This is a genomic window from Mucilaginibacter sp. P2_A4, from assembly GCF_056405015.1.
In genome coordinates this window covers 32,755-58,025 of record NZ_JBFUCX010000014.1, presented here as the reverse complement: position 1 = coordinate 58,025, position 25,271 = coordinate 32,755, and the positions used below count along the sequence as shown (strand labels likewise).

Below are 25,271 nucleotides of genomic sequence, written 5' to 3'. Positions count from 1 at the left end.
CCGCTTTTTATTCGGTTAAACTTGCCCGTTATAATTGGGGTCAAATTCCACAATCCATTTAATACCATATTTGTCTCTAAACATTCCGGCGTATGTACCCCAGGGACTGTCGCCAATGGGTCCTTCAACATCTCCGCCTGCCGACAGTCCGTTAAATATTTTGTCTGCTTCCATTAGAGCCTGGCGAAGGTTTGATATTAGAATATCTCATAAGCTCCATAGTGCTAATTTAAGTATTTGCTTTGATGAGGGAAAGTATATCAACAAAAAGTGGCAATATCAAAAATCTACACTGCCCCCAAAAAGTTAGACGCTATTTGGGGGCATTTTTATTGCCATAACTTTAATGCCCGTAAATTGGCCCGGCTACCACTTTCCACCAATAAAAATTAATAGGGCTTTATTACTTGCCCTGTGTTTGCACCGAACACGCTTTTCCGAAAGCCATATTCCAGTTGCTTCATGGTTACGGGAATATCTCCATGGAAAAAAGCAAAATATTGCGGAGAATCTTCAATCACTGTAGGACTAACAGCATTGATACGAACACCATTTTCCAGCTCAATAGCCGCTGCGCGCACAAATGCTTCAACCGCGCCGTTGGCAGCCGATGCGTTGGCGAATTTCAAAACCGGCTCATGCGTTAAAGCGCCGGTGATTAATGTAAACGAACCTTTAGGATTGATGTAGTGTTGCCCAATGAGTACTAAATTAACCTGCCCCATCAGTTTGCCGTCGATACCTCTCCTAAATTCCTTATCCGTCATATTTTTCCAGGGACCAACATACGTAGGCCCTGCCGTACATATCAGCGCATCAAACGGACCAGCCTGCTTAAACATATTTTCTATGGATTCGGGCGAGGTAATATCTGCCCGAATATCTCCGCTTTTGGAGCCTACTCTTATTATTTCATGATCTTTTTCCAACACATTTGCCAGGTGCTTCCCCATGGTTCCTGTTGCGCCTACTATGATAATTTTCATTCTTTTTATAAATATTTTACTTTGTTAAGCTTGCATGTTTAAACCCCTGAAGCACGCTTTACCCCCAGGCTTCACTCATAACTGTTAATTTAAAAACCCTCCGAAATCATTTTTCTGCTCACCGTTATACCGGCTGTTGTTCCCATGGCTACCGCATTTGCTACTGTACGAATACGCGTTGTGTTATCGCCACAGGCAAAAACCCCATTAACTGTGGTTTCTTGAAAAGGATCAACCTTAACGTAGCCATCTTCAGTTAATTCGCATCCCAAAGATTCCGGTATCCGGCAATGTTGTTCAAAAGGACTCCGTGTGTATATAGCCTTCACAGAAGATTTTGTGCCATCCTTGAAGATGATATTTTGAAGATACCCGTTGATGTGTTCCAATTTTTCAACTTCCTTGTCTACTATTTTGATCTGATGTTTTTCAAGTTTCCCGGTTTGTTCGGCGGTCAACGTTGATGGACCATTGGTAAAAAGCGTTAAATCATGTGTCCAATTTGAAATAAGGCTTGATAATTCATAGCCATCTTCTCCACTGCCGAGGATACCGGTCTTTTCATTTCTCACCTCGTATCCATGACAAAAAGGACAATGAAGAACCGAAATGCCCCAACATGCTGCAATACCCTCCATGCCAGGCAAAAGATCCCTGATGCCCGTTGCAAAAATTAATTTCTGTGCGCTAAATCTTTCGCCCGATGCCGTCTGAATTTCAAAACCATTTTCGGTCTTATTGCCGTTTATGGCCAAATCGTTTAAAAACGTTACGGTGTGATACATTTGTACCTGCTGTTTTCCAAGAGTTGCAATTTCTGCCGGAATTTTTCCGTCCTGGGTGAGGAAGTTATGCGAATGAGGGGTTTGCTGGTTACAAGGTTTTGCGCTATCAATAATTAAAACCTGCTTTAATGCCCTGCCCAAAGCCATACCTGCTGCAAGCCCTGAATAACTTCCTCCAACGATTATTACGTCAAAATTTTTTCGGTTTGTCATTTTATGATATTTTTAAAATTGTATTAATTGAAGCAAAAAAGCGATGACGATTCGTACCGGCTGTCATCGCATACTACTTGTTGTTATCCTTAGATGAAACCAGGCGGATAATAGAATCCACCAAAGGTACGCCGGCAAACACTATCCATGGAACTAATGGAATGGTCAATAACAGCGTTCTCTGATACAATGGCAATACCGATAACGGCTTACCAAACAAATAAAGGAATAATGTGATAGAGGGGTAGATTACTATCCAAACCTTTAAAGATGCTATTAACTTAGCTTTTGTTTTCATACTTTAGAAATTACTTTTCGGGAAGCGTTTTGCTCTGTACAAAGGTAATTTCAGCGGTAAACTGAAGGGTAGGACAAAAATGTGATTATGTAGGATTTATCTAAAGTTATGCCTGAACGCCTCGGGCGAATATCCCGTGTGCTTTTTAAAAAACCTGATAAAATAAGAAACATCTTCGTACCCCAGGTGGTATGCTATTTCATTTACCTGGTTAGAAGTTGCCAGAAGGTATCGTTTGGCCTCCAATATAATATGTTCATTAATAAGCTCTGAACAGGTCTTGTTTAAGGTTGCCTTGGTGATTGCATTAAGCTGATAGGTGGAAAGATTCAACATAACAGCATATTGGGATACTTGCTTGTGGCTAAAAATATTTGTCTCTAAAAGTTCTAAAAACTTTTCAAGTCGTTCCTGGGTATAAAGGCTGACATCATCGGAAGGAGCGCTACTGTTTTGACGGATAAGCTCAATAAAGAAAACACCCATATTTGCTTTGATGACCTCCTCATATCTTTCTTGCTTATCGGCATATTCCTGAAAAATATAGGTCATTATAGTAAGTACCTTTTGTAACCTAGCTGTTGTAAACTGATAATGATTGGCGTTGCTGGCTTTGTGTAATAGCTGGTTTGATACCCTATCATAAGGGAAATAAAATTCATCTCTAAATTGCATCAAATACCCGGTGCTTCCTGCTTTTAGCACCAATTGGTGCACCTGGCCCGGGCGCATAAAGAAAACAGAATTGTCATCAACTGTGTATGGTATAAAGTCTATTTCATGGTGGCCGGCTCCTTTTTTTAAAGCGAGAATATAAAAGAAATCATGCCGGTGAAGCTCCTGAACCATGTCTTCCCCGGCAAGTAAATTATGTATATCCCGGATGCTAAAGCTTCCAGAAAAATCCGGCTCCTTTTGCGTTACATTAATATGTCTTATAGGTATTCTGTCCATTTTAACTTAATACTAAGAAGCTGTTTAACTTTGATTTATTAATGTTTTTATGCTTATAATGAAGTACTTAACCACCCGTCATTGCGAGGCACGAAGCAATCCCCACCTTACAGAGTAGCTTTACAAATCCGATCTGCACAGTTTGGGATTGCTTCGTGCTTACCTATGAAGTATTCGCTAAAACCCCTTTTGTCATCCTGAGGAACGAAGGATCTACTCTCCACCGTGCTTCTTCGCCCTGTACAGTTTGCGAATAGATCCTTCGTTCCTCAGGATGACAAACTTTTTTAACCTCATTTCTCCTTCAGTGTCTCCCGGATTTTATCACTCGCAATGAAGTGCGGGTATGTACTTCATTTAGACCAGGCTGCTCATCACGTCGAAAGTAATCTGGCCTTCCTTAAAAAACTCGTCTGTGCTGTAGTTCAGTAAGCCTTCGGCAGCCTGATTCATTTGCGATAAGGCCAATTTTAATAAACCCGGACCTACGCTTACCCTTGATACACCAAGACTTTCCAATTCTTTCAAATCGCGGATCTGGCCATATAACAGGATGTTGATGGGTACATCTACGTTTTCCAGCAACTGAGCTATTTCATGATAACCAGGAATTACAATAGGGTACACGCAGTCGGCTCCTGCCAATTGGTAAGCTTTTGCACGTTCAACGGCCAGGTTCACGGTATCCTTTTGCACGGGCTGAAAAAACAGATCGGTACGGGCATTGATGACTATCGGCACATTATATTGAATGCCTACTTCCCTTATGGCTTCTATCTTCAAACACTGTTCGTGAATGGGTGTCATCATTTTACCATGATCGTGGCTATCTTCTATATTTAAGCCGATGGCGCCGGCATCCAGCAGCATTTTTATATTGTCCTTCAATTGCGCAATGTTATCAGCAAATCCGCTTTCCAGGTCAACCGAAACAGGCAAATCAACGGCAGCTGTTATGTGCGATACATTTTCCATCAACTTTTTGTACGGGATATGTTCGCCATCGGGAAAGCCTGCGATAAGGTTCGTAGCGACGCTTGCTGTAGCCAGAGATTGGTAACCAAGTGATGCGATAAGTTTTGCACTTAGCGGATCCCATATATTAGGCAGGATCAATAATTGCGGTGCCAAATGCTGCTGGCGAAATAAATCTGCTTTTTCTTTTTGTGTTAACGACATGGCAGTCTGTATTAAATTAATAAGTTTTTAATATTCAACTATTTAGGGGCGACAGTAGATTATCTACACTCCACTTATAAGCAGGAATAGTTGATAACAATAATGAGCCTGCACTTACAGCAAATACCGAATAGTTAAATGGTGATTTGACGCCGAAAAAAAGTGCCATACACAAGGCAAAAGTTAATGTAAGCACAAAACTGCCCAATGCCATAATTCTTGTTTTATAGCCCGCAATCAATAATATCCCGAAGATGACTTCTAAAAAAGTGGCCAGCCAGCCCATAACATCAGATGCTGATTTAGCCAGGAAAGGTAGCAATGCATGAACATAAGTGAGGAAACTACCCCAGTTACCCCAGTCAACATTATGCTGACCCGCCGGCCCAAGCCAGCCAATACGATCCAATACGGGATAGATAAAACCAATCCCGAGCGCGAGCCGCAGATAGAGCTGGGCATAAACAACATGTTTTTTCATTTGCTATATTATAAATAGATATTTGGTTTTATTAAGTACCCCGGTTTTCTGAACGGAAGATCATCCGTAATGCCTGATCCCTGGTTGTATAGGCTACCAGCCAGCTATACAAGGTTTTGATCTTGTTATTATAATTAACCAGCGATATGAGGTGGATAAATAACCAGCTGAACAAACCTAAAAAACCGCTAAAGTGGAGTTTGTGTTTAAGCAGATCAGCAACCGCCGTATTTCGCCCTATTATGGCCATATCCCCGCGATCAAAATATTTAAATGGCTCCATAGGCTTTCCTTTGGCAATAGCCAGGAAGTTTTTAGCTAATGCCTTCCCCTGCTGTATGGCCGGCTGCGCCAGTTGCGGATGCCCCTTAGGATAAGCAGGATCTGTTTCCTGTATGCTGATATCACCTATAGCCCATACATTATCCAGGCCTTTTACCTGGTTATAAGCATTGGTAACCATCCTGTTGCCAGCTCCAAGACTGGTTTCAGGAATACCTTCAAAAGTATGCGAGGTAACCCCGGCCGCCCAAATCAAGGTTTTTGTTTCAATCTCCCCACCATCAGAAAGCTTCACTATATGACCATCATAGCTGTTTACGCGTGTATTTAGTTTAATCTTCACGTCGAGTTCTGTCAACGCCTGATAGGCTTCTTTATGGGTTTTATCACTCATTGGGGCCAATAAAACTGACGTGCCATCTACAATATGAATACTCCCCCCGGCACCTTTTAGTTCGGGGTAGTCTTTTCCTAAAATATATCGTTTCATTTCGGCCAGCATGCCGGCAATCTCCACCCCGGTAGGACCACCGCCCGCCACAACAATAGTTAATAACCTCTTTCGCTCGGCCGGGTCGGTTTCAATAACGGCCTTTTCCATAGTTTTCATCAACTCATTTCGCATATACAATGCGTCATCAATTCCTTTTATCGAAATAGCCTTTTCCCTGATACCCTCGTTACCAAAAAAGTTTGTTTTTGTGCCGGCCGCAAATACCAGGTGATCATATGAAAGTGCACCATCACTCAATTGGATAGTTTTATTTTCTGTATCAACCCTTAATAATTCTGCCATCCTGAAACGCACACCTTTGTCCCTAAACATCTTACGAAAAGGGTAACTGATGCTTGACGGATCAAGAAAACTGGTGGCCACCTGGTAAAGCAGGGGCGTAAAGTAGTTGTAATTATTTTTATCAACCAGCGTAACCTGGTAATGCTTGTTTTTGAAAAGCAGCCGTGCAAAACTTAAGCCTGCAAAACCGCCACCCACTACAATGATCTTTTCCCTGTTGTCAAATTCTTTTAAATTTTCCATATAGTATTAATTTATGAGGGATCAGTAGGGCAGGTATAGGCATTGCTTACTAATCCTGGTATTTGATTATTAATGTGCCCCAAGCTTATTGCGGTAGTCATGGGGTGTTACCGTCAGCAAAACACAGTTCGGTTAATTACTACCAGATGGGCAGCCTTAACAGAAGGCTTACCCTATAATAGGCACTATCCTTCAAGTGTGGATTCAGTAGTAAATAACCGGGTTACGAAAGCTCCTTTTTGGATGTTTTAAACACATTATCCTCAAACCAGCCTTTTGTTGCCCCCGTTAATTCAGGGGATGCTTTTTTATTAATCGTATCAAAAACCCATTGCAGGTTTTTTTCCCTGAGAGACTCCTTGATCTTATTTTCGGTATCAATCATGGCCTTATGAATGGTGCAATAGTCGCCCTTTTTCCAGGGCAGATTTTCCTGATCTAATAAGATACAATTGTCTCTTATCCCATTACATTCAAAAAAAGATATCTCGCCCTCAACCGCCAAAACAATATCCAAAAAGGTAATTTCGTCTGGAGCTCTGGCCAAAGAATAGCCGCCTTTTACGCCGATATTCGACTTTACAATTCCCGATTTTTTGAGTTTGGTAAAAGTTTTGGCGAGATACGTTTCAGATATATTCTGAAATTTAGCCAGATCGCGAACGGTGATCGTACTCCCTTTAGGATTACCTACAAAATACACTAAAGAGTGTATCGCATACTCCACATTTTTTCCTAAAGTTGGCATCCGGTTAGTTTAAGTGATGTTTTTGTTTGTTGCTCAAAAATAAGCAATTGATTACTATGCTGATCGTATGTATTCTAATATACAGGCATTTCCGTAAACGAATCGCCCAGGGCCTGTTCTAAATTCTCAGCAAGTCCGCCTCCAATAATTAGCAATTGTTTTACCATTTTTGTTTAATTTAGATAATTACGATAATACTTATCGCAAATAACGGAAAATAAAATCAAGTATTTATTGCCGCCCATTCGCAAACCCCGTATTTGTCAGAAATTGACGTAATTATGTCAGAAACAGCGGTGCAAAGCCCCTTATCGATTAATTAAAAGCATAGCTTCCTAATTCAGCCGCGACACCAACTCTTCCCGGTTGCAGGTTATTAAACAAACCTGTATTGTTTTTTTAAAACAACCCTTAAGTTTGTAAACATGACCATGGAAAACGCAAAAGGCTGGATCGCCCATTTGAAGCTCCAGCCACATCCCGAAGGCGGATATTATAAAGAAACATTCCGATCAAATCAAACGGTGTTTAGGGAAACCGGCGGGCCCCTTAAACAGGCCTGCACTTCTATTTATTATTTATTGGAAGGAAATGATTTTTCCGGGTTCCACCGCTTATCGTCTGATGAGATCTGGTATTTTCATAAAGGAATCCCGTTGTTGATCCACGTTATTGATCACTATGGTAAGCTGGGGAGCTTTGAGCTATCGGATATATCAACGGGCAGTTTATCTTTAGCCATTGAGGCGGGTTGCTGGTTTGCCTCAGAAACCATTACACCGCATGGGTTCTCCCTTGTTAGTTGTGCGGTTGCTCCCGGGTTTGATTTTAGCGAATTTGAAATGGGTAAAAAGGACGTGCTACAACTGCTATACCCGGAGCATAAGAACATTTTAAACAGGCTTTGCAGGGATTAAATGTACCTGTAAAAGAAAGTAAACCAGGAAGCACCAGTATATTACTGATGCTTCAGGTTACTCCCAGGTTTTAATGGTTTAGGTTTTGATCTCGAGATACTTGTTGTGTTTTCTGAGGATCTGTCCTGGGCTAAAGCTGTTATGCAAAACAGCATGATTATAAGTGTAGCGATAAGGTATTCCATTGTTTTTGAGGTTAACAAGTGCTTATAAATTGTATATTGTACCTGTTATTCCCGGTTGTAAACAGGCTTAACAGACGCTATTTTTTATTTTCCCTTTTTTGTTTTGGTAGTACAATTTTATGGAGCAGCCAGTCAGCACACAATACAAAGCTGTTGGTATTTTTTGCCGCATGAAGAAAAAGTAGATTTATAAATAATTACTACGATGGAAATGACAGCCGAAAAAATATCAGTGATCATAGCAGATGATCATACCCTATTTATAAACGGACTTTGTATGTTATTGCAAAATGAGCCCGATATTGAGATCATGAATATTGCCGCTAATGGCAAAGAAGTATTGGGCCTGTTACATACCAATACGCCCAACCTGTTATTGCTTGATATAAATATGCCGGGCATCAATGGCTTCGAGGTGCTTAAACGGGTAAAATCCTATCATCCTAAAATTAAAGTGATCATGCTTTCCACCTATAATGAAGAGCACCTGATTGAAAAAGCAAAAGCCGCCGGCGCCAACGGCTACCTGTTTAAAAATGCCGAAAAGAGTGAATTATTAAAGGCAATGCGCCTGGTAGCACAAGGCGAACTATGTTTTCCATACAAACAACAGGTTACCAATTCAACGTTTAATGAATCGGATCCTTTTTTAAAACAATTCCAGCTTACCAAAAGAGAAGCCGAACTATTACAATTCATTAAACAGGATTTTACCAATCAGCAAATGGCCAATCACCTTCATTTGAGCATTTATACGGTTGAAACGCACCGTAAAAACATCATGCAGAAACTGAATTTAAAAAACCCGGTAGAGCTTACCCGGTTTATACTGCAATATGATTTATAGAGCTTTATTGATAACGGGAATATAAACTGATACCAAAGTACCTTTACCCACCTGCGAATCAAGCTCAACCTTACCATTTAAAAAATTGATCCGCGATCGCAGGTTGCTCAGCCCCATCCCCTTGTTGATATCGGGATTGCTGGCATCAAACCCTTTACCGTTATCTTCAATGGTTAAGCTGATATTATCCTTGTCCCTTATCAATGAAATATCAAGCCTGCTTGCATTGGCATGCTTCATTACGTTGTTTACACTTTCCTGTAATACCCGGTATAAAATAATTTCCGTAGTATCATCAAATGGCGCATCAAAGCCCCTGCTAAAGAAATTTATAGCGGTGGCTTCGTTTTCAATATTTTCAATAAACTGTTTAACCACCTGCGCCAGGCCTGTTTTATGAAGCGCCCAGGGCATCATGTTGTGCGATATTGTTCTTACCTCCCTAAAGCCATAATCAACCAGGTTAATTACCTTCTCAAACCGTTTTCGTTGTTCATCGTCTACGAAAGGCAATTCGCCGCCAATAACTGTCAGGTTAATTTTTGCTGCAGACATCGTTTGGCTTACGCTATCGTGCAAATCCTGGGCTATTCGCCTGCGTTCGCTTTCCTCCGCTGCAATGATAGCCTGCATGGCGATGTTACGTTGCTTAAGCTGTGTTTGCTTATAATAAATAAACCCTATTACAAGTATCAGCAGTATAAAAATAACGATGCCCGTCATCCAGTAATTACGCTTTGTTATCTCAAACTGCTGTTGCAGTAGCTGGTCTTCCCGTTGTGTTATCTCGTATTTAGTCTGTAGCTCATCAATGCTTTTTGAATTTTTGGTATTACTCAAAGCATTTAACGCCATGTGCTTTTTTAAATAAATAAGCGCTTGCCTGTAATCGCCTGTTTGCCCGTACAAATCAGCTATCTCGTTTACGGCGCTGGCTTGCATATCTGTGTAATTTATTTTAGTGGCATATTGTAAGCAGCTTTGTAAGGCATCAAGTGACTGGGGGTACATTCTTTTACTCTTGTACAATAACCCAAGGTTAAAATAATTGATGGTAAGCGCCAGGGTATCGTTTAAGGCTTTTTTGGTATCGATAGTTTTTAAAATATCCTGGGCAGATTCATTTTTCTGTTTAATGCTCCCCATAACATCAACCATAAAGTTATGACTGTAAGCTTCGGATGTATTTTCTTTTGCTTTTTTAACAAAATCCAAAGAGTCGCTTATATCAAAAGACTGCCTGAAATAATTTAAGGCCTCGCGGTAGTTATGTTTGGTTTCATACAACAAGCCAACCTGGTTTAAAGCAGTCATCAACGTGCGCCGCGACCCGGTTTTAGGGGCGTAGGAAATTGCCCGGTTGTAAAACTCCAGCGCTTTATCGTAATTCTTTAGTTTAGCATATTGCGTTGCCAGCTCATTATAGTTGTCTGCTAAAATATCTGCCTGGTTTATTTTACTCAGAATGCCCGCAGCCTTGTTATAATAGTAAGCCGTAGAATCATAGCTGCCTGTTAAATACCAGGCTTTCCCCATATCTCTCCATATAAAGCCGAGAGCTTTTTTATTATTTAGTTTGGTTGCAAGCCCTAACCCTACCTTTGCAATTGCAAAAGTTGCATTTGGATTTTTTAGTGATGAATAGCTTGTAATTTGCTTAGCAGCGTTTAACCGTTTTTGCGCTGGGGACTTACTGAAGACTATTTTTTTTAAACTATCAATATTTTGACCGGAACACGGAATTACGGCTAAAATAAACAGAACTAAAAAAGAGTATTTCATATCCGGGTATATGTTCCCAGCTAAAGATAGTGATTTATATGCTGTCGGAAAAAAACTGCAATTGTGTAATAATAATTATCAAAGCCGATAGTATAGCCAATAAAGAGAACAGCGTTTGCCGTTGCCTGGCGTCAATAATATCTGGTATTTTACCCGTACTCTGCAATCTTTTACACCTAAGCTTATACCTGTATGCTAATACAATAAATGGGATGGGGATACAGTAAATCAAATATTCCAAATAGCTGCTCATGACATTTTTCTTTAGGTTAAAAAATCTGTTGTTATAGCCCTGTGTTTAATAAAGTCATCGATTTTCCATCATGACTTTTGGCTGTTTTTTATAACACAATTTTATGGACCTGCGCCAAGGCCTACAATACAAAGCAATTGGTATTTTTTGCGACCCTGTTAAAACGTAAGTTTACCAATAGTGAGTAGGGTGGATAAAGACAGAAAAAAAGAGCGGCATGATGCTATCAAAAAGTGCAGATGCTTTTAGCATTAATGCACCTATAACCTGCGAATTAATAAAAAAGATTAACTTTAATAATGAATGATTTGGAATGAATTTGAAACATCTGGTGGGTATAAAACCGTTTAAAAACACATGACTTTTGGTTTTTGAATAAAATTTCCTGGATATCCATCAGCTAACCAAATCCATCGTTGATAAGGATGCCGTCCGCTTTCTATAAAAAGATAATTATTGAATGAAAACATCATACCCACAAAAAAAAACGGAAAGAATCCGGGGTCGCACTAAATTACTGCCGATCTTGATTTTGACGTTTATAGCTCTTGCCTGCTCCTTAAATGAGGCAATGGCCCAAAAAAGTAATTTATCGGACTGGAACGTTCCGCCACCATTGCCACCCCGTAACCTGCCAAAAGGCAATACAGGGAAATTGGTACCCGGTAAGCCAATTGTACTAACGCTTAAGGATATTCCTGCAATTTCGCTGCCACCCGGACCGGCCGTGCAAATGCAGGCCCTGGCTGCTATTGCCACTACATCACCATTGGTAAACGCCCCCGACCAGCCAACTATATTGGGTATTGAAACGGGATCGGCAGCAATACCATTGCCCGGCGTGCCCGATGCACCACCGCTGCCGCGACAATCACCCCAGGACATCCCGGTTACCTCCACTTTTGATCTGCCTGTTCCGGAATCCCCAGAGATGCCGGTTTCTGCCACAGAGCCGACACCATCGGGGCAAGCCTCAACTTTAAAGGGACCACTTCCTGTTATGCCCGATGTGATGAACCAGCCTACTCCCGTGTTACCCCAGGGTAATGGCCCGGCTATATGGTCTACTCCCGGTATCCTGGAAAATGTAAGCTTTAAGCTGGTAAAACCGGCAGCAAAAAAAGCGATCAGATCCCGCGGTAAAGGCGCAAAAAAAGTTAAATCTCCATCACCCAAAAAGTAATGGCAATAATGGCATAATGTCAATAGATACCTATAGGCATTATTACAAAAACACAAAAATGAAAACTACACCAATGGGGTTTAAACATATATTAATTATAATATTAACATTGATTAGTGGTGTTACATCTGCACAGATGAGATTTAAGGCGGGGGATGAATTTCAAAGACATGTAATTACAAAATCAAACTGTGTACTGCAGCGCGGTAGCCAAACCTTACATGTTGGCTCGGTTTCCATAGTTGTTAAAACTTACAAAGTAACTGATGCTTCTCCAAAGGCAGCTTCATTTACAATCACCACAGATAAGCTTATTGATACAATAAATGCCATGGATCAAAACCTGGTATACAACTCAGGCAAGCCAGCCGACCCTAATTCAGTTATTCAAAGCGGGTTGCAAAAAATGGTAAATGCCCAATCAATGGTTTCGGTAAATAACAAAGGCGAAATATTGAATTTAAAACGCCCTGCTTTTGTAAATGATACTCTTTTATCGTTCACCGGGATACAGCCAGAGCATTTGTCGCCAGGCAGCACGTTACAATTCATGGTAGATTTCCCGGTAAATCCCACGCTGAAAAAAGGGTATTCATGGGCCGATGTTACGCCATCAGCAACAACCAATTATACAATTTACGCTATAAATGGCCTAACCACTACTATAACCTACAAAACCTCCGTTTTAGGCGGTAATTTAAACAGCCGCATTAATGGTTCATTATTAATAGATAATAACACGGGTGTTGTTTTAAAACGATATTCGCAAACCGTTTCTACCGGGTACGAAATGGTAAATGGCATCGTTTACACAGCCACCCGCAGAACCGCCATTACGGAGGTCAGCATTAAAAAATAAAATATCATTATACCTATCCAGGAAGGTAATTGTTAAAGCCCTTTTTGTCATCCTTTGTTCCTCAGGATGACAAACTTTTCAAACGTCATTTTCCTTTCAGTGTTCCCCGGATAGTAAACCTACCCATGACGTATTGGATTTTGAGGCGTGTGGACCTGTCAGTCTGAGCCTGTCGAAGACTCGCGCGGAGAGGCCTTTGCCCGCTATCCTTCGACAAGCTCAGGATGACAGCCTTTTTTTGTTACGTCATTTTCTCCTTCAGAGGCCACCAGATTTTACAACTCGCAATGAAGATCTATTTTTTTTAAACAGCCTCTAAGAGATAGAAAAATCCATCATCCTATGCTATCGTGTTTTTTGTATTCAACGGCTGCCATACCGGTGTAACCTGTATTTTTCCACATGAAGAGATTACCCGCAAGGGGCTGCTGTTTAAGCTCATCATCTGTCAATCCTTTTTTTGCAGTAGTTATATACAAATCCTGAAAATTTGAACCTCCAAAAGTGCAGGATGTTACGTTGGCTACCGGCAGAGGCAATGCAAATAGTTTTTCGCCTTTAACAGGGTCCCAACGTGTTACCTGCCAGCCATTCCAATGGGCAATCCATAGCATGCCTTCATTATCTATAGTCATGCCATCAGGGTAGCCGTCCCTTTCCTCAATAACAATAACCGTTCTTTTGTTAGTTATATTCCCGGTGCTTAGTTCAAAATCATAGGCAACCACATTCATGGTAGGCGTATCTATAAAATAAAAAATTTTATTATCCAGGCTCCAGGCCAGCCCATTGGATATTGTGGTATTATCAATCTTCAGGATAATGTCGTTATTGAGATCCAACATGTACAGGCTTCCCGCATTTGGCTGTTCGTCAATCGCCATTGAACCAATCCAGAACCTCCCGGTAGGATCACATTTGCCATCATTAAACCGATTCTCCAACAAATGAGATTCCGGATGAGCAAACAGGCTAAGGTTTCCGCTTTTGCGGTTAATGATACCCAAACCATTTTTTAACGCCACCAGGAAATCCCCATCGTTGCAGATAGCTACTGCACCAATCATCTGCCCAACATCCAGCGTTTTGCAGCTTTCCGTATCCGGGTTAAATTCATGAATATGGCCGCCCAGTATATCTACCCAACACAAGGTTTTAGTTTTATCATCCCAAACCGGCCCCTCTCCTAAAAAACATTCACTTTTAAAAGCAATTTCTACCATAGTTTTTTTTGATTAAGTATTTATTTTAACTATTACCTGCCCGCAGGTAATAGTTAACGCCTTTTATTTAATTCCGTTGGGCAAAGCGCTTACCGATGTCCATCCACCATCAACAATAAGGCTTTGGCCGGTAATATGTTTGGCCTCGTCAGATACTAAAAACAAAGCGGTGTTTGCTATATCAGCCACATAAGCAGGGCGACCCATCGGGGTAATGTCCGACCAGACGCGTTCATAGTCGGCCTCCTCCATAGTACGCTCGGTGAGTGTTGCCCCCGGCGCTACCGTGTTTACGTTAATTTTATACGGCGAAAGCTCAATAACCAGGTTTTTGGCCAGCATTTCTAAAGCGGCTTTGGTCATGGCATAGGCCGCAAGGCTTTTCAATGCCTGGTGACCAACTACCGAAGATGTGAACAGGATAGCGCCCCCGTTTTCCTGCTGTTTCATTTGCTTTGCGGCCGCCTGGGCTAAAAAAAATGAGCCGCCGAGGTTAACATCCATTACTTTAGAAAATGATTCTTTAGTATAGGTAAAAAAATCACCATACAGGGTGATGCCCGCGTTGGCGATAACGATATCCAATCGTCCATAGCGCTCAACAGCGGTTTCCACCATTTTGTTGATAAAGGATAAATCGCTTGAGTCACCAACCATGGCTAAACATTGATCGCTATTGTTTTCATTAATCAGTGTTTCCGCGTTGTTGGCCAGATCGGCATCAATATCGTTCAGGATTACTGAGGCTCCTTTTGCAGCCAGCATTTTACAGATCTCAAAGCCAATACCCTGACCCGCACCCGTTACTATAGCTACTTTATTTTTAAAACTCATTTTATAAAATTAATGCGAATCCCTTAAAACCTTACTCCCGGAACCACCAATCAAAAAGTCCATATCGGCGCCTAAATGCGCCTGCTGAACATGATCTGTATATAGCTTAACGTAGCCACGATCTGTAATAGGTGGGGGTGGCAAATATTGTTTTTTTCTTTCCGCAAGTTCCGCCGGGCTAATGTCAACATTTAATAGCCGGTTGGGCACATCAAGCGTTATCAGATCGCCGGTTTTAATCATGGCAAAATCCCCTCCGGTTGCAGCCTCCGGCGATACATGCAATACCACGGTGCCAAATCCTGTTCCGCTCATCCTACCGTCAGAGATGCGCACCATATCCGTGATCCCTTTTTCGAGCAATTTTTTAGGGATACCCATATTGCCAACTTCGGGCATTCCGGGGTATCCTTTAGGGCCCACATTTTTTAATACCAGCACACTATTTTCATCCACCTCCAACTCATCCGTATCAATACGTGCCTTAAAATCTTCTATATTTTCAAAAACAACAGCCTTACCGGTATGCTGCATCAAATGCGCGCTTGCAGCCGAAGGTTTGATAACCGCTCCCGCTTCGCACAAGTTCCCGGTTAATACGGCAAGACCGGTGGCTGTATTAAACGGCGCATCAACCGTAGTGATCACATCACTGTTGTACCCTATTACATTACTATAATTATCACTGATGGATTTTCCGTTCACAGTGATACAATCACGATGCAGTATGTTATCCAGCGCCTTTAACACAACCGGTAAGCCACCCGCATAAAAAAGATCTTCCATGAAATATTTACCAGACGGCTGAAGGTTTGCGATCAGCGGGATGTTCTTGGAGAGGTGATCAAAATCTTTTAACTCCAAAGGCACGCCGATCCGGCCTGCAATAGCCAATAAATGGATCACAAAATTAGTTGAACCGCCGATGGCTGCATTGGTTTTTATGGCATTTTCAAAAGCGTTCCTGGTCAATATGTCTGATAGCTTCAGATCTTCCTTAACCATTTCCACTATCCGCAGTCCCGAAAGCTGGGCCAAAACCTTACGCCTTGAATCGGCAGCAGGAATAGCGGCATTGCCAGGCAGCGACAAACCTAAAGACTCAACCATACAGGCCATAGATGATGCTGTGCCCATAACCGCGCAATGCCCCTGGCTGCGGCACATGGCCGATTCAATGGTCAACAGTTCCTCTTCCATTATTTTGCCGGCACGTACATCATCGTGATACCGCCAAACATCGCTGGTGCCAATCTGTTTGCCCCTGTGGTTGCCGGTTAACATTGGTCCGCCAGATACAACTATGGTTGGCAGGTTTACGCTACAGGCACCCATCACCAATGATGGCGTTGTTTTATCGCAACCACACAGCAGCACTACACCATCCAAAGGATTTGCCCTGATGGATTCCTCCACATCCATACTGGCCAGGTTACGGTACAGCATGGCCGTTGGCTTCATTAAGGTTTCGCCCAATGACATTACCGGAAACTCCACCGGGAAACCACCGGCTTCCAAAATGCCCCGTTTTACAGATTCGGCGAGTTCACGAAAATGGGCGTTACATGGGGTTAACTCACTCCAGGTATTACAGATGCCAATTACCGGTTTACAGTTAAATTCATAATCAGGGATACCCTGGTTTTTCATCCAGGCACGGTATATAAAACCATCTTTCCCTTTGCGGCCAAACCAGGCCCTGCTTCTTAATTCTTTGTCGTCCATTGTATAATTGGGGTTTTATACCTATTCAAATTTATAGAAGCAGAAGTAGCATAAAAAACACAAATTTTGCCATTACTGATACAATATTTACATTTGTTTCAACCAATACCCAAAAAAACATCATTTGAAGAAGATTTTACGTGAGCTTTCACTTTCTACAGATGCAAGTTTTGTAGTTAAAGAAGAGATCACTTCCCAGTTTGCCGCGCCCTTCCATTTTCATGAGGGATATGAATTTACCATTATTGTAAAGGGACATGGAAAATTTTACGGTGGCGATAGGATCATGAATTTCACCGAGGGTGATATGTACATTTTCGGGCCGGGCTTTCCGCATTATTTCATCAATGAAAAATCTTTTGTGGATTCCGGAGAATTGGCACATTCCATGATCATCCAGTTTAAGGACGATTTTTTAGGGCACGATTTTTATTTGAAACCCGAATTTAAAATTGTAAAAGAGCTGTTTAAATTGGCAAAAAGGGGTATCCGGATCAATCACCCAACAACGCAGTTAAAGAAGCTGATTTTTGATATTCACAAACAGAAAGGATTAAAAGCCTTAATCACGCTGATGCAACTGCTGGAAAACGTTTCTTCCCTCCAAAGGGATAAAATTACCATGATCAGCTCCGAACAGTTTAAAGAGCCGATCCGTGCCCGTGAGGGCGAAAATCGATTGGAGGCTGTTTTCACTTATGTGCTTGAAAATTTCAAAGAAGATGTTAATACCAAAAAAGCAGCTTCGCTGGCATGCATGAATGAAGCCGCATTTTGTCGTTATTTTAAACGGCGCACCCATAAAACGCTATCGCAATTTATTAATAACGTCAGGATCACCCACGCTTCTTCTTTACTGGCCGAAAAAGAACTAAGCATATCCAAGGTAAGTTTTGAATGTGGGTTTGATAACCTTTCTTATTTCAACAGGCAGTTTAAAGCTATAATGGGAAAAACGCCGTTTGCGTATCGTAAGCAGTTTTTGTAGGCAATTGAGTTTACACGGGAAATCGCTAAAAAAAACCAAGTCAGGCCGAATTTATTTCGGCATCCCACGTGCAGGTAAGCACGGGAAAGGTCTACAGCAGACAAGTCGGAAACCAAGCAGGCGTGAATGTCCTGTGGGATGCCGAAATAAATTCGGCATGACGTCCGCTTTTTAGCTTTCGAACTTCCTCATCCTAATAGAAAAGCCGCTATAATTTTAAAAGACTTTTCCCTGAGTTTATATCGCCTCATCAATCAAATAAAGGATGGATTCGTAATTTTGAGCAACCGCTTTTGACATAGCCATTTCGCAGGTTTTTGTTGATGAATAATACCCATCATAATTATTTTGCTTTACTTCCAGCGCCTCGGCCATAGTTGCTGAATCCGTTAACTCCGGGAACAAAAATCCGCGGTCGCCGGCCATACCACAGCAACCTCCATGTTTCGGCACAGTTACGTCTGCCGCAAAATGCCTGGCCAGCTCTACAAATTTATTTACCGTTTTCATTTTCTCCAAAGAACAAACGGTGTGTACGGTAATGCTGCCTTTCTTTTGTTTTACGGTAACAATAGGTTTTACATGATCATGAAAAAAATCAACACTATCCAATATGCGGAGTTTATCAAACTTTGCCTGGTTATCTGCAGTAAGCACAGCCCGCATATTATGCAAAGTATAAGCACAAGAGCTTACATCTGTTACTACCGGTAAATGCCCATCATTACTTGATGCCCATAGTCGCTGTACAATATCATTAGCGGTATACTCATAGGCGTCTTTAAATCCTTTAGACGAATAGATCTGACTGCAACAGCTGCCACTCAGGTTGTTTAATATACGTACTGCCACACCAGCTTTAGCACATACACTCATAAAGGTATCCATGATATTCTTATCCTTCCCTTTGTAAGTACCCAACATTCTTGAGATACAGGCAGGAAAATACACAATTGTATTTGCCGGGTTTGCATGAGCAAGGTTATTTACAGATTTGCTAAAGGAAAGATCAGGAGGATAGGTCATTTGATCTGACCATAAAGGCATTGCCGGTATAACCCGCTGCCCAAATTTGGTAAGCCTATACATGGCTTTATCACCCAAAACCTTATTGATCCCAAAGCCTATCTTCAAACCTGTACGAATGCTCCACTCCACCGTTTTAAAGTTTTTGGCAACCATGAGCGCAAGCCTATTTTGAAATGGAGAATGATTTTCTCTTCGTAAACGCTTAACCAGGTCGCCGGTATTGATATCTACCGGGCAGGCGGTAGCGCAAAGACCATCAACCGCACAGGTTTCCAAACCATCGTACTGGTACTGATCAAGCAGGAGTTTATATTTAGATTCATCACCGGCTTTTTGCAGTTTCTTTAGCACCCTTCTTATTACAATGCGCCGCCGTGGTGTGGTAGTTAAATTGCGGCTTGGGCATTTATGCTCACAATACCCGCATTCTATACACTTGTCTACTTCGCTTTCCACAGCCGGCATCTCTTTTAAATCTTTTAGATGGGCTTCTGCATCATCATTGATGATCACGCCCGGGTTTAAAAGCCTTTTAGGGTCGATGGCCTGCTTGATGATTTTCATGATATCGTAAGCTTCGCCACCCCATTCGGTTTCTACAAACGGGGCCATGTTGCGGCCGGTACCATGCTCGGCCTTTAAGCTGCCGTCGTATTTATCTATCACTAAAGCAACAACCTCCCGCAAAAACAAATCATAGCGTTTTACTTCTTCGGGCTCATCAAATGATTGCGTTACCACAAAGTGGATATTGCCATCCTTTGCATGCCCGAAGACGATGGCATTGGTGTAATTGTATTTTACAAATAACTCCTGCAGATCTAAAATAGCATCGCCCAATTTGCTTACCGGGAAGGTAAGGTCTTCCAGGATCACCGTAGTTCCGCTTGCCCGCACCGCACCTACCGCCGGGAAAAGCCCTTTTCTAACTTTCCAGAAAAAATCCTGTTCTATAGGGTCGCTCGTAAAAACGGGGGCGTTTAGTAATGAAAGTTCTGTTACTGATTGTAGAAACCCATTTACCTTAAATTCCAGTTCATCATAGGTATTTTCCTGAAATTCAATCAGCAATGCGGCCGCCGCCGGGGGCAATTCCTTTACAATTGCAGGCATCCCAACCATGTTTTCAACCGATCGTAATGATGCTCTGTCCATCAATTCTACCATCAGGGCCCCGGCATCAGTTAGCGGAATAATTGCCTGGCAAGCCGAATAAATATCAGGAAAATAAAGTAACGCGGTTGATTTGCACGGATAATCGGGAACAGTTTCTAACACAGCCCCGGCAATAAATGCCAGTGTACCTTCGGCCCCAATTAATAAATGTGCAAGAATATCTAACGGATGTTTATGATCAATAAAGGCGTTTAACGAGTAACCAACCGTATTTTTAGTTTGATATTTATTCCTGATCTTATTATATAAACCGCCATTTAACTCAATACGAGCTTTCAAGTCTGTCAAGATCTGATATAGGTCAGCACATTCATTTTTAAACCGGGAGTAATCGTTTATATCTTCGGTGCTAAACACCTTCCCATCGGGTAATATAAACCTTATAAATTTGGTAGTATGGTAGGAGTTAAGTTTAACACCGCAACACATACCGCTGGCGTTGTTGGATAAAATACCACCCATCATGGCCGCGCTGATACTTGACGGATCGGGACCTATTTTCCTGTTATATTTTTTCAGGAAGGTATTAACCATTTGCCCCGTAATACCCGGCTGTACCCGCACCAGATTCCCGGATTCTTCTATTGTGATCTTATCCCAAAACTGACTAAGATCAACCAATATGCCATCTGTTATTGACTGGCCCGAAAGACTGGTACCACCGGTACGAAAAACCAGGGGGATATTATGCTGATGTGAAAACTTAAATAATGCAACAATCTCCTGCTCGCCGGCGGGTTGAACTACAGCCTTTGGTACTAAATAATAAAAGCCGGCATCTGATGCAAATGATACCAGGTCAATGTACCGGGTTTTGATACGGGCGGCGGGTAGTATCTTTTTTAATTCTTCCTCAATTTCCATCACAGTTTTAGTCGCGTAATTTATCCAAATCTATACTTTCAAAATCCAATTCCTTAAATTCTGGTAAATCAAATTTATTCAACTATCAAAGCTATAAAAAACACTGGGTTTGCTATTTATAGTACATTATTTACATGATGGATAGTCTATCATAGTACAGATCATCAATAATTGTTGCCTGCCAATTTGTGACCCAGGTCATTATTATTACTGACACCTATCATACATACATTAACAGGTTTAATGAATCTTTGTACTGTTGCTTACAGCAGGTTAAGTAATATTTTTCAATACTTAAAAGATGCTAAAAAGCACATTTTGCTATTTATGGATACGGATCTGAAACTCTTGAATATAACCACGCCCTGTAACATTGGCGGCTTCTTTATTGCAGGTATTAATTACAAAAAAACGGATGCTTCCATGAGGGGCATGTTTACAATCAGCCATGATCAGTATGAAAATATATTAAATCTGGCACCTGCTTTTGGTATCTCCTCGTTATTTATTATTTCCACTTGTAACAGAACAGAAATTTATGGATTTGCAGACCAACCTGCGCAACTCATTAATTTATTATGTACCCAAACCCTGGGCAACGCAACCTCATTTAAACAGCTTGCCTACGTAAAAAACGGGAAGAAAGCCATTGAACATTTGTTTAATGTAGGGGCAGGCCTTGATTCACAAATTTTAGGTGACTATGAGATCATAGGCCAGCTAAAACAAGCCGTAAAATTTGCTAAGGACAGGGATTTTATCAACTGTTTTTTAGAGCGTTTGGTTAACGATGTACTGCAATCATCCAAAACAATAAAAAATGAAACCTCGCTAAGTGATGGGACTGTTTCTGTATCGTTTGCCGCTATTAAATATATCAAAGAAACGGTAACCAACTTAGCCGATAAAAAGATACTGTTGCTGGGAACCGGCAAAATAGGAAGTAACACCTGTAAAAACATGGTGGACTATCTTGGTGCCACCGATATCACCCTGATTAACCGGACCGAAGAAAAAGCCATAAACCTTGCAGCAAAACTGAACCTGAAACATGCTCCAATGGCTCGGTTAGATGAATATATTGCATCAGCTGATATCATTATAACTGCCACTAATTCAGAAAAACCAACTGTACTTTACACCCAGCTTGAGGCATCCGGCCCCAAATTAGTGATAGATCTATCTATCCCTTATAACGTGGAAGCATCATCCGCCCAGCTTTCAAACATTAAACTGGTAAACGTTGATGAACTATCAAAACTAAATGATGTTACTATAACGCAACGCCAGGCCGAAGTGCCCAAGGCAAAAAAAATCATAAACACCTATATCAGCAATTTTTTAGCCTGGAACCTGATGCGCAAAAACGCGCCGATGCTAAAAGCCATTAAAACTAAATTAAACGAGATAGCAACATTAAGAGACGCTGGTTTTAAAACCGGAGAAACTAATTACCCCCCATTACCACATGAGCAGCTAATACAAAAAGTATTAAAGTCCACAGCAAATAAAATGCGCCACCACAATCACGGGGGCTGCTATTATATCCAGGCGATTAATGAATTTGTTAAGGCCGCTTATCAATAATACTTAACAAGCACCAAATGCTAATTATAATATAAGCGTATTTAAGGCAACCCGGCTACCAAAAGCCGACCGATCGGACTATTTTTAAAACTTTTACGGCTATTTTAAGTATCTACATACATCTACATTTGTTGTGTATTTATATACTTTAATAAAAATAGCATGAACAATATCTTAGCACCCTATCACCAAAAGGGATTTCAATTAAAAAACCACCTGGTGATGGCCCCTATGACACGCAGCAGGGCAATAGGCAACATCCCTAATAACCTTATGGCTCAATATTACGGCCAGCGCAGCGGCGCCGGTTTAATTATAACAGAAGGCACCTCCCCATCGCCCAATGGATTGGGCTATGCCCGTATCCCCGGTATTTTTAGTAACGAGCAAGTTGAAGGCTGGAAAAAAGTAACTACCGCGGTACATGATGGCGGCAGTAAAATATTTGTTCAGTTAATGCATACCGGCCGGATAACTCACCCCGATAATTTGCCCCCAAACGCCGAAGTGGTAGGTGTTTCGGATATTAAAGCTGCGGGGCAAATGTATACCGATAGCCTGGGCCTGCAAGATTATCCTATACCCGTAACCTTAACAACAGCGGCAGTAAAAGCCACTATAGCGGAGCATGTAGCTGCCGCCAAAAACGCCGTTGAGGCCGGTTTTGATGGCGTTGAAATACACGGTGCCAATGGTTATTTGATTGAACAGTTTTTAAACCCCAATACCAACAACCGTACAGATCAATATGGTGGTGATTTTAAAGCCCGGGCATCATTTGGGCTTGAAGTAGCACAGCAAATTGCCGATGCTATCGGTAAAGAAAAGGTAGGTATCCGTTTTTCGCCCTTCTCAACACTTGGCGACCTACAGGAATATGATGCAGAAGAAATACATAATACCTACGCTTACCTGGCGCATGAATTAAACAAAATAGGTATTGCCTATATTCACATTTGCCGTTCTCCAAAAATCGCTCAAAAAACATTCGATGAAATCCGTGCAGGGTTTAGCGGTACCATAATTATTTGTAATGGTAATACACCCGAGAGCGCGGCTGACACCTTAGCTAAAGGTTTTGCCGACCTTGTTGCTTTTGGCCGCTCGTTTTTAGCAAACCCCGATCTGGACGTTCGCATTGCAAACAACACACCATTAAACGCGGTAGATTTTTCAACACTATATACACCAGATGCACAGGGATATACTGACTATCCAAAGTTGGCGATAACTGTTTAATCCTTTACAAACAACACTATGCAATCTAATTAAAGCAATATGGAAAATTCAAATAAAACGGTAACAATTGTTGGCCCGCAGGATGGGCAAGGCTTATCAATTGCGGGCAATTCATACCGGGTAATCATATCAGGCAAGCAAACTGATGGCAAGTATGCACTTATTGAAATGTTGGTACCACCCGGTGGCGGTCCCGGTCCTCATGCCCACGCCGAGATACAGGAAAGTTTTTATGTGGTTGAAGGCGAGGTTGAAGTAAAATCCGAGGCAGGTAATTACACCGCGCGCAAAGGCTCATTCGTTAATATTCCCTTTGGTGGTATTGTTCACTGCTTTCATAATAATACGGATAAAATTGCGCAGCTGCTTTGCACGGTAACACCTGCTGGCCTCGAACTTTTTTTTGAAGAAATAGGCCGGCCAGCACCTTTCGGCACCTTTTTGCCGCCGCCACCTATGGATGACGAATTAAAGAAAAAATTAGGAGCCATCGCCGAAAAATATGGACAGAAACTTTACCCGCCAGATTACCTTGACCGTTAACCATATCTTTAAAACCACAAGATCATGGCAATAGAATTTGAGTTTGAGGTAGATAAAGGTTTTCATTTTGGCGAAGCCTTTGCCAGTCGTTTTAATGTTGATGTTGTACAGAACCGGGTAAACCTGCCTGGAATGCTTGGCGAGGGCTATATACAGGAAGTTTTTCTTAATAATGGGCTCTCCTTATGTATTCACCATTACCACTTAAAAGAGGAATTGGTATTGCGACGCATGGATACATCATCCTCGACTATGCTTACCATGAAGTTTGATTGCAGGAGGATCCCTGCAGGCCAAAACAATTTACCACATGACCCTCTGTTTACCGGCAGCAATGGCAGCGAGGTAGAACTGGGTACCGGCAATTTTTTCTCTGATCTTATTATACCATCCAATCAGCATATTAATTTCCTGGTAATTGGCTCCGCGCGCCAGACCTTACTTGACATTTTAAACCTGCAGGAAGAAGGCTGCCCAATAGAATCTCTGATCAGGGATAGTCATTCATTTGTATTGCATGAGGTAATGACCCGGGAGATGGAAAATACGTTAAAACAACTGAGTCACGTTGACCAAACCGCCCCATTGGCCATGTTGCTTTATAAAACAAAGGCCGAAGAATTGATTTATCTGCTGTTCTCCAAATTAATGACCCGGGCCGCAAGCGCCTCTATCACGGTAGACCAGGCTGATGCAGTAAAAATATACAAGCTTAGAGCAGCTATTTTAACCGACCTGAGTTTAACGCCCCAGTTGCCAGAATTATCTGGCAGGATAGGTATCAGTCTTACCAAAATGAAACAGCTTTTCAGGCAAATATTTGGCGATAGTATTTACAACTACTATCAATCGGCAAGAATGAATGAAGCCGCCCGCCTGCTCGGCAACCTTTCAGTATCCGAAACCGGGTACCAGCTTGGCTTTAGCAACCTGAGTCATTTTGGGCGACTATTTGAAAAGCATTTTAAAATAAAACCCAAGAAATATAAGGACGGCTTAGCACTAAAATAGATTGTAATTTTCTATCAGAAACTTAATAATCCGTTGACCCTCACTATGGATCAACGGAATA

Annotated in this window: 24 protein-coding genes; 9 read left to right on the top strand and 15 right to left on the bottom strand. The window is 41.6% G+C overall.

Annotation, left to right across the window (positions count from 1 at the left end):
- Positions 1-15: 15 nt before the first annotated feature.
- The 9 genes from AC1DYB_RS23030 to AC1DYB_RS22990 form a co-directional block, all read right to left on the bottom strand.
- Positions 16-174: a hypothetical protein gene (locus AC1DYB_RS23030; RefSeq protein ID WP_477393821.1), complete on the bottom strand. Its 159-nt coding sequence runs from the start codon at positions 172-174 to the stop codon at positions 16-18.
- A 215-nt stretch (positions 175-389) separates the two neighbouring features.
- Entirely contained in the window at positions 390-986 is a 597-nt protein-coding gene (locus AC1DYB_RS23025) for a short chain dehydrogenase (protein WP_477438342.1), read from the bottom strand.
- Positions 987-1,075: 89 nt separating this feature from the next.
- Entirely contained in the window at positions 1,076-1,984 is a 909-nt protein-coding gene (locus AC1DYB_RS23020; RefSeq protein WP_477438340.1) for an NAD(P)/FAD-dependent oxidoreductase, read from the bottom strand.
- Positions 1,985-2,057: 73 nt separating this feature from the next.
- Positions 2,058-2,282: a hypothetical protein gene (locus AC1DYB_RS23015; RefSeq protein ID WP_477438338.1), complete on the bottom strand. Its 225-nt coding sequence runs from the start codon at positions 2,280-2,282 to the stop codon at positions 2,058-2,060.
- A gap of 96 nt (positions 2,283-2,378) precedes the next feature.
- Positions 2,379-3,236 (bottom strand): helix-turn-helix domain-containing protein, encoded by an 858-nt coding sequence (locus AC1DYB_RS23010; RefSeq protein WP_477438336.1) that lies wholly within the window; start codon positions 3,234-3,236, stop codon positions 2,379-2,381.
- Between the two features lie 357 nt (positions 3,237-3,593).
- Positions 3,594-4,415 (bottom strand): isocitrate lyase/PEP mutase family protein, encoded by an 822-nt coding sequence (locus AC1DYB_RS23005; RefSeq protein WP_477438334.1) that lies wholly within the window; start codon positions 4,413-4,415, stop codon positions 3,594-3,596.
- A 34-nt stretch (positions 4,416-4,449) separates the two neighbouring features.
- Complete coding sequence (locus tag AC1DYB_RS23000) at positions 4,450-4,896, bottom strand: DoxX family protein (RefSeq protein WP_477438332.1); 447 nt, start codon at positions 4,894-4,896, stop codon at positions 4,450-4,452.
- Between the two features lie 31 nt (positions 4,897-4,927).
- Positions 4,928-6,217, bottom strand: a complete 1,290-nt coding sequence (locus AC1DYB_RS22995) for an NAD(P)/FAD-dependent oxidoreductase (RefSeq protein ID WP_477438330.1) — start codon at positions 6,215-6,217, stop codon at positions 4,928-4,930.
- Positions 6,218-6,440: 223 nt separating this feature from the next.
- The gene (locus AC1DYB_RS22990; protein ID WP_477438328.1) at positions 6,441-6,965 is read right to left on the bottom strand and encodes an RrF2 family transcriptional regulator; all 525 of its coding nucleotides are present in this window, start codon (positions 6,963-6,965) and stop codon (positions 6,441-6,443) included.
- A gap of 431 nt (positions 6,966-7,396) precedes the next feature.
- Between AC1DYB_RS22990 and AC1DYB_RS22985 the strand changes: the two genes are divergently transcribed.
- Both AC1DYB_RS22985 and AC1DYB_RS22980 read left to right on the top strand, forming a co-directional pair.
- Positions 7,397-7,882, top strand: coding sequence for a cupin domain-containing protein (locus AC1DYB_RS22985; RefSeq protein ID WP_477438326.1), 486 nt, complete (start codon positions 7,397-7,399; stop codon positions 7,880-7,882).
- A gap of 390 nt (positions 7,883-8,272) precedes the next feature.
- Positions 8,273-8,914, top strand: coding sequence for a response regulator (locus tag AC1DYB_RS22980; RefSeq protein WP_477438324.1), 642 nt, complete (start codon positions 8,273-8,275; stop codon positions 8,912-8,914).
- On the opposite strand, the gene AC1DYB_RS22975 is transcribed toward AC1DYB_RS22980, so the two are convergent.
- Positions 8,909-10,696: a tetratricopeptide repeat-containing sensor histidine kinase gene (locus tag AC1DYB_RS22975; protein ID WP_477438322.1), complete on the bottom strand. Its 1,788-nt coding sequence runs from the start codon at positions 10,694-10,696 to the stop codon at positions 8,909-8,911. The genes AC1DYB_RS22980 and AC1DYB_RS22975 overlap by 6 nt on opposite strands.
- Before the next feature lie 34 nt (positions 10,697-10,730).
- A complete protein-coding gene (locus AC1DYB_RS22970; RefSeq protein WP_477438320.1) occupies positions 10,731-10,949 on the bottom strand; it encodes a hypothetical protein in 219 nt (72 codons plus the stop codon).
- A gap of 571 nt (positions 10,950-11,520) precedes the next feature.
- Here AC1DYB_RS22970 and AC1DYB_RS22965 point away from each other — a divergent pair.
- On the top strand, positions 11,521-12,132 hold the full coding sequence (locus AC1DYB_RS22965) for a hypothetical protein (protein WP_477438318.1): 612 nt from the start codon (positions 11,521-11,523) through the stop codon (positions 12,130-12,132).
- Positions 12,133-12,190: 58 nt separating this feature from the next.
- Positions 12,191-12,991: a hypothetical protein gene (locus AC1DYB_RS22960; RefSeq protein ID WP_477438316.1), complete on the top strand. Its 801-nt coding sequence runs from the start codon at positions 12,191-12,193 to the stop codon at positions 12,989-12,991.
- 335 nt (positions 12,992-13,326) lie between these two features.
- Here AC1DYB_RS22960 and AC1DYB_RS22955 read toward each other — a convergent pair whose 3' ends face one another.
- The 3 genes from AC1DYB_RS22955 to AC1DYB_RS22945 form a co-directional block, all read right to left on the bottom strand.
- On the bottom strand, positions 13,327-14,214 hold the full coding sequence (locus tag AC1DYB_RS22955) for an SMP-30/gluconolactonase/LRE family protein (RefSeq protein WP_477438314.1): 888 nt from the start codon (positions 14,212-14,214) through the stop codon (positions 13,327-13,329).
- Positions 14,215-14,277: 63 nt separating this feature from the next.
- Entirely contained in the window at positions 14,278-15,048 is a 771-nt protein-coding gene (locus AC1DYB_RS22950) for an SDR family NAD(P)-dependent oxidoreductase (protein ID WP_477438312.1), read from the bottom strand.
- Positions 15,049-15,057: 9 nt separating this feature from the next.
- Positions 15,058-16,773: an IlvD/Edd family dehydratase gene (locus AC1DYB_RS22945; RefSeq protein WP_477438310.1), complete on the bottom strand. Its 1,716-nt coding sequence runs from the start codon at positions 16,771-16,773 to the stop codon at positions 15,058-15,060.
- Between the two features lie 124 nt (positions 16,774-16,897).
- Between AC1DYB_RS22945 and AC1DYB_RS22940 the strand changes: the two genes are divergently transcribed.
- Complete coding sequence (locus AC1DYB_RS22940; RefSeq protein ID WP_477438308.1) at positions 16,898-17,761, top strand: helix-turn-helix domain-containing protein; 864 nt, start codon at positions 16,898-16,900, stop codon at positions 17,759-17,761.
- A 237-nt stretch (positions 17,762-17,998) separates the two neighbouring features.
- Here AC1DYB_RS22940 and AC1DYB_RS22935 read toward each other — a convergent pair whose 3' ends face one another.
- Positions 17,999-20,830, bottom strand: coding sequence for an FAD-binding and (Fe-S)-binding domain-containing protein (locus tag AC1DYB_RS22935; RefSeq protein WP_477438511.1), 2,832 nt, complete (start codon positions 20,828-20,830; stop codon positions 17,999-18,001).
- Between the two features lie 243 nt (positions 20,831-21,073).
- On the opposite strand from AC1DYB_RS22935, the gene hemA reads away from it, so the two are divergent.
- The 4 genes from hemA (at position 21,074) to AC1DYB_RS22915 (ending at position 25,210) form a co-directional block, all read left to right on the top strand.
- A complete protein-coding gene (gene hemA, locus AC1DYB_RS22930; protein ID WP_477438306.1) occupies positions 21,074-22,417 on the top strand; it encodes a glutamyl-tRNA reductase in 1,344 nt (447 codons plus the stop codon).
- 162 nt (positions 22,418-22,579) lie between these two features.
- Positions 22,580-23,656, top strand: coding sequence for an alkene reductase (locus AC1DYB_RS22925; RefSeq protein WP_477438304.1), 1,077 nt, complete (start codon positions 22,580-22,582; stop codon positions 23,654-23,656).
- Positions 23,657-23,695: 39 nt separating this feature from the next.
- Positions 23,696-24,199, top strand: a complete 504-nt coding sequence (locus AC1DYB_RS22920) for a cupin domain-containing protein (RefSeq protein WP_477438302.1) — start codon at positions 23,696-23,698, stop codon at positions 24,197-24,199.
- A 24-nt stretch (positions 24,200-24,223) separates the two neighbouring features.
- Entirely contained in the window at positions 24,224-25,210 is a 987-nt protein-coding gene (locus AC1DYB_RS22915) for a helix-turn-helix domain-containing protein (RefSeq protein WP_477438300.1), read from the top strand.
- The last annotated feature ends 61 nt before the right edge of the window (positions 25,211-25,271 follow it).

Bases quoted from the DNA above. Each gene is read 5' to 3' on its own strand.
- AC1DYB_RS22980 (WP_477438324.1), top strand. From the start codon at position 8,273: ATGGAAATGACAGCCGAAAAAATATCAGTGATCATAGCAGATGATCAT.
- AC1DYB_RS22955 (WP_477438314.1), bottom strand. From the start codon at position 14,214: ATGGTAGAAATTGCTTTTAAAAGTGAATGTTTTTTAGGAGAGGGGCCG.
- AC1DYB_RS22935 (WP_477438511.1), bottom strand. From the start codon at position 20,830: ATGGAAATTGAGGAAGAATTAAAAAAGATACTACCCGCCGCCCGTATC.
- AC1DYB_RS22985 (WP_477438326.1), top strand. From the start codon at position 7,397: ATGGAAAACGCAAAAGGCTGGATCGCCCATTTGAAGCTCCAGCCACAT.
- AC1DYB_RS22920 (WP_477438302.1), top strand. From the start codon at position 23,696: ATGGAAAATTCAAATAAAACGGTAACAATTGTTGGCCCGCAGGATGGG.
- AC1DYB_RS23005 (WP_477438334.1), bottom strand. From the start codon at position 4,415: ATGTCGTTAACACAAAAAGAAAAAGCAGATTTATTTCGCCAGCAGCAT.
- AC1DYB_RS22990 (WP_477438328.1), bottom strand. From the start codon at position 6,965: ATGCCAACTTTAGGAAAAAATGTGGAGTATGCGATACACTCTTTAGTG.
- AC1DYB_RS23015 (WP_477438338.1), bottom strand. From the start codon at position 2,282: ATGAAAACAAAAGCTAAGTTAATAGCATCTTTAAAGGTTTGGATAGTA.
- AC1DYB_RS23030 (WP_477393821.1), bottom strand. From the start codon at position 174: ATGGAAGCAGACAAAATATTTAACGGACTGTCGGCAGGCGGAGATGTT.
- AC1DYB_RS22960 (WP_477438316.1), top strand. From the start codon at position 12,191: ATGAAAACTACACCAATGGGGTTTAAACATATATTAATTATAATATTA.
- AC1DYB_RS22975 (WP_477438322.1), bottom strand. From the start codon at position 10,696: ATGAAATACTCTTTTTTAGTTCTGTTTATTTTAGCCGTAATTCCGTGT.
- AC1DYB_RS22965 (WP_477438318.1), top strand. From the start codon at position 11,521: ATGGCCCAAAAAAGTAATTTATCGGACTGGAACGTTCCGCCACCATTG.
- AC1DYB_RS22950 (WP_477438312.1), bottom strand. From the start codon at position 15,048: ATGAGTTTTAAAAATAAAGTAGCTATAGTAACGGGTGCGGGTCAGGGT.
- AC1DYB_RS22925 (WP_477438304.1), top strand. From the start codon at position 22,580: ATGAACAATATCTTAGCACCCTATCACCAAAAGGGATTTCAATTAAAA.
- AC1DYB_RS22945 (WP_477438310.1), bottom strand. From the start codon at position 16,773: ATGGACGACAAAGAATTAAGAAGCAGGGCCTGGTTTGGCCGCAAAGGG.
- AC1DYB_RS22995 (WP_477438330.1), bottom strand. From the start codon at position 6,217: ATGGAAAATTTAAAAGAATTTGACAACAGGGAAAAGATCATTGTAGTG.
- AC1DYB_RS23020 (WP_477438340.1), bottom strand. From the start codon at position 1,984: ATGACAAACCGAAAAAATTTTGACGTAATAATCGTTGGAGGAAGTTAT.
- AC1DYB_RS22915 (WP_477438300.1), top strand. From the start codon at position 24,224: ATGGCAATAGAATTTGAGTTTGAGGTAGATAAAGGTTTTCATTTTGGC.
- AC1DYB_RS23000 (WP_477438332.1), bottom strand. From the start codon at position 4,896: ATGAAAAAACATGTTGTTTATGCCCAGCTCTATCTGCGGCTCGCGCTC.
- AC1DYB_RS22970 (WP_477438320.1), bottom strand. From the start codon at position 10,949: ATGAGCAGCTATTTGGAATATTTGATTTACTGTATCCCCATCCCATTT.
- hemA (WP_477438306.1), top strand. From the start codon at position 21,074: ATGAATCTTTGTACTGTTGCTTACAGCAGGTTAAGTAATATTTTTCAA.
- AC1DYB_RS23010 (WP_477438336.1), bottom strand. From the start codon at position 3,236: ATGGACAGAATACCTATAAGACATATTAATGTAACGCAAAAGGAGCCG.
- AC1DYB_RS23025 (WP_477438342.1), bottom strand. From the start codon at position 986: ATGAAAATTATCATAGTAGGCGCAACAGGAACCATGGGGAAGCACCTG.